General features: G+C 65.3%; 3 protein-coding genes. 2 read left to right on the top strand and 1 reads right to left on the bottom strand.

Translation table 11 applies throughout. The features are described from left to right. Both VGH68_RS09035 and VGH68_RS09030 read left to right on the top strand, forming a co-directional pair. The coding region (locus VGH68_RS09035; RefSeq protein WP_331603244.1) for a nitronate monooxygenase at positions 1-893 on the top strand (893 nt) is incomplete at its 5' end. A 462-nt stretch (positions 894-1,355) separates the two neighbouring features. Further along, on the top strand, positions 1,356-2,501 hold the full coding sequence (locus tag VGH68_RS09030) for a branched-chain amino acid ABC transporter substrate-binding protein (protein WP_331603242.1): 1,146 nt from the start codon (positions 1,356-1,358) through the stop codon (positions 2,499-2,501). A 123-nt stretch (positions 2,502-2,624) separates the two neighbouring features. Here VGH68_RS09030 and VGH68_RS09025 read toward each other — a convergent pair whose 3' ends face one another. After that, positions 2,625-3,746, bottom strand: a complete 1,122-nt coding sequence (locus VGH68_RS09025) for an MFS transporter (protein ID WP_331603245.1) — start codon at positions 3,744-3,746, stop codon at positions 2,625-2,627. Positions 3,747-3,996: the final 250 nt, after the last annotated feature.

Below are 3,996 nucleotides of genomic sequence, written 5' to 3'. Positions count from 1 at the left end.
AAGCGAGCGTGCGTCGCGCACTCGACGCAATCGATCCGCTGCGCGCCGATCTCGGTCTGCCGCCGGGCCAGCCGCTCGCGCGCTATGCGCCGGATTTTCGCGCGCAACTGGAGACGCTGATCGAACTGCGCGTGCCGGTCGCGAGCTTTACGTTCGGACTGCTATCGGCTGCCGACATCGAGCGTTTGCACGCGCACGGCAGCTATGTAGTTGGGACTGCGACGCATGTTGCCGAAGGCATCGCGTGGCGCGACGTGGGTGCCGACGCGATCGTCGCACAAGGCGCCGAGGCGGGCGCGCATCGCGGCACCTTCATCGGCGCCTTCGAACACGCGTTGGTCGGCACGCTCGCGCTCGTGCCGCAACTCGTCGACGCGACCGGGCTACCGGTGCTCGCGGCCGGCGGCATCATGGACGGTCGCGGCATCGTCGCCTCGCTCGCCCTCGGCGCGCAGGCGGCGGTGATGGGCACCGCGTTCCTCACCTGCCGCGAGAGCGCGATTCCCGACGTATGGAAAACCCGCGTACGCGGGATGTCGGATACGGCGACCGAGGTGACGCGCGCGATCACCGGCCGCCATGCGCGCGGTATCCGCAATCCGTTGATGCAGCGCCTGAGCGAAACGGCGGACAACATCGCGCCGTATCCGGTGCAAAACGCGTTGACGCAGGAATTGCGGCAGAACGCGGGCCGCGCGCAGAACGGCGATTATCTGTCGCTATGGGCCGGGCAGGGCGCGCCGCTCGGACGCGTGCGCGGCGAAGGCGTGAGCGCCGCCGAACTGATGGCGCAACTCGAAGACGAATGGCGCGCGTGCAGCGCGCGTGTCGCCGCATTGAAGGGATGGTTATTGAGTCGACGGGAAAATGATGCGCGGCCGATGCATGACTGATCCGTGACCGATTCACGATTGACGCCCGGCTGATTTCAGATTTCGAGGCGCGCTCGCCAAACTGTGCGGCGCGCCTCGTTTTTAGTTGAAAAGCCGTTCGAATCACTCGCCGTTCATGCCGGCAAACGCGTCGAACAGCGTCTCGCATCGACCCACTCCAATAAGCGGAAACCCGCATCGGACGGGGCTTTGCGGCTGTCGCCTCGATGCCGCAAGCGGCTCTTGCGGGATAAGCGCCATTAGTGTTGTTCCCACTTTCTCAAAAAATTCGCTCAAATTAATTTGATGGCCTACACTTGCGCGCAAGTACGGTTTGCCATCTGCCACAAACGGTCCGGCAATCGTACTGGCCAAGTGCATGAACGATGCAACCGGCGTGGTCGTCCACGGGGCTGAGCGACACGAGTTGGGGAAGCGGAGCACACGGCGATTACGTTGTTTTGACCGAAACTGGAGACTTACATGATCATCAAAATTCAAAAGCTGTTGCCGATCAGCGCTGCGGCGATGCTGTTCGCGACGTTGGCAACATCGGCCGCTGCCGATACGGTCGTCAAGATCGGTCACGTTGCGCCGTTGACTGGCGGTATCGCTCACCTGGGTAAAGACAACGAAAACGGCGCACGCATGGCCGTGGAGGAAATCAACGCGAAGGGTCTCACGATCGGCGGCCAGAAGATCACGCTGCAACTCGACGCGCAGGACGACGCGGCTGACCCCCGCACCGCCACGCAGGTTGCGCAGAAGCTCGTCGACGACAAGGTCGTCGCCGTGGTCGGCCACCTGAACTCGGGCACCTCGATTCCGGCTTCGAAGATCTATAGCGATGCGGGCATCGTGCAGATCTCGCCGTCGGCAACGAACCCGGCCTACACGCAGCAAGGCTTCAAGACGACGTACCGCGTCGTCGCGACCGACGCACAGCAAGGCCCGGCACTCGCGAACTACGCGGCCAAGGGCTTGAAGATCAAGTCGGTCGCGATCGTCGACGACTCGACCGCTTACGGCCAGGGTCTCGCGAACGAATTCGAGAAGACCGCCAAGTCGCTCGGCCTGAACGTGATGTCGCATGACGCGACCAACGACAAGGCTGTCGACTTCCGCGCGATTCTGACGAAGATCAAGGGTGAGAACCCGGACGCGATCATGTACGGCGGCATGGATGCCACCGGCGGCCCGTTCGCGAAGCAGGCGAAGCAACTCGGCCTGCGCGCCAAGGTGCTCGCGGGCGACGGCGTCTGTACCGACAAGCTGTCCGACCTGGCCGGCGACGCGACCGACAATATCGTCTGCTCGGAAGCCGGTATGGCGCTCGAAAAGATGGCGGGCGGCAAGGCGTTCGAAACGAAGTACGAGAAGCGCTTCGGCCAGCCGATTCAGATCTACGCTCCGTTCACGTATGACGCGGTGTACATCATCGTCGACGCGATGAAGCGTGCTAACTCCACCGATCCGGCCAAGATCCTCGCCGCGATGCCGTCGACCGACTACAAGGGCGTTATCGGCGAAACGACGTTCGACTCGAAGGGCGACCTCCAGCACGGCGTGATCTCGCTGTACAACTACAAGCAGGGCAAGAAGACGCTGCTCGACGTGGTGAAGATGTAATTCGCGTGATCGGAGGCGGCGGTAGCCGTCTTCGATTCGCTGTTGATCAGGCACGTGGGCCGCGAGGCTCACGTGCCTTTTTTCTTGCCGATGGCGACGGCCTGGCGCTGCGGATGCGTCGCATCAGACGTTCAGACGCCGCAACACCTTCGGCCCGGCCAGCGCGATTGCCGCGGAGCACACGGCGACGACCGACAGGCCGATCGTCAGGTTGGTCATCTGCGTGACCGCGCCGATGATGACCGGCCCCAGCAGCAGCCCGAAATACGCGAGTCCCGCGACATGCGCGAGTCCTTCGGCCGCGTGGATGCCCTTCACGCTCGCGGCCGCCGCGAACAGCACTGGCATCATGTTCGCGAGGCCCAGGCCGATCAGCGCGAAGCCGGCGAGCGCGGCAATCGGGTTGGGCAAGAGCAGCGCGTCGACCATGCCCGCGCAGGCGAGCGTCGCGCTGATCATCACCAGTTGCGGCGCGCCGAAGCGCGCGCGCACCGCGTCGCCGGCAAAGCGGGCAGCGGCCATGCCTCCCGAAAACGCCGCGTAAGCCGCGCTCGCGAGCGCGGGGGTCGCGAGCACGACGTCGCGCATATAAACCGTGGCCCAGTCGTACATCGCGCCTTCGGCGATCAGCGCGACCAGCGCCATCGTGCCCAGCGCCCACAGCGCCGTCGAGCGCCAGCGGCTTGCGCGCGGCGTGGCGGCGTCGGGATGCTCGGCGTGCGGCACGTGCGGCAGCACCGACGGGCACGCGAGCAGCAGCACGAGCGCGCTTACCGCCGCAGCGAGCGCGAGATGCAGCGCCGGTGCCATGCCGCGCGACAGCAGCGCGCCGCCGACCGCCGCGCCGAACATCCCGCCGAGGCTGAACATGCCGTGCAGCGCCGACATGATCGGCTTGCCGAGCGCCTTTTCGACCGCGCTCGCCTCGGCGTTCATCGCGACGTCGAGCGTGGCCATGCCTGCGCCGAACACCGCCAGCACGATCAGCAACATCCAGTAGGCCGGCACCAGCAGGATCAGCGCCGCACACGCGGCCATCGCCAGACCGCCTGTCAGACATGCGCGGCGGGTGCCGACCCGCGCGATCCATGAGCCGTTGGTCACCATCGCGCCGATCGAGCCGCCGGCCACCGCGAGCAGCGCGAACGACAGCATCGCGGCGTTCAGATGGAAGCGGTCGCGCACGGTCGGCACGTGCACGCCCCACGATGCGTACATCATGCCGGCGATGAAAAACAGCGCCATCGTCGCGACGCGGGCCCGCTGCCGCGCAGTGACGGGCAGTTCGCGGTGGGCGGCGGGCAGGACGGCGAATTCGGAAGCTTGATGATCGGGCACGGAGGTCTCGGGCAGTCGCGCGTGAGAAAGCGCATTGAAAGCGGATTTTCGATTTTAACGAAGCACCGTCTCTTATGCTTGCAACCGCTTGCAAAGGACTTGGACGGGCCGGCGGCCGCCAGCTACGATTGACATGGTCCACTCGTCATCCACCGAG

It is taken from the genome of Paraburkholderia sp. (assembly GCF_036488505.1).
Lineage (GTDB): Bacteria > Pseudomonadota > Gammaproteobacteria > Burkholderiales > Burkholderiaceae > Paraburkholderia.
The sequence above is the reverse complement of the archived record's forward strand: the minus strand, read 5'-3'. Positions and strand labels throughout refer to the sequence as shown.

Excerpts from the sequence above, each read along its gene's own strand:
- VGH68_RS09025 (WP_331603245.1), bottom strand. The coding sequence starts at position 3,746 with ATGGCGCTGTTTTTCATCGCCGGCATGATGTACGCATCGTGGGGCGTG.
- VGH68_RS09030 (WP_331603242.1), top strand. The coding sequence starts at position 1,356 with ATGATCATCAAAATTCAAAAGCTGTTGCCGATCAGCGCTGCGGCGATG.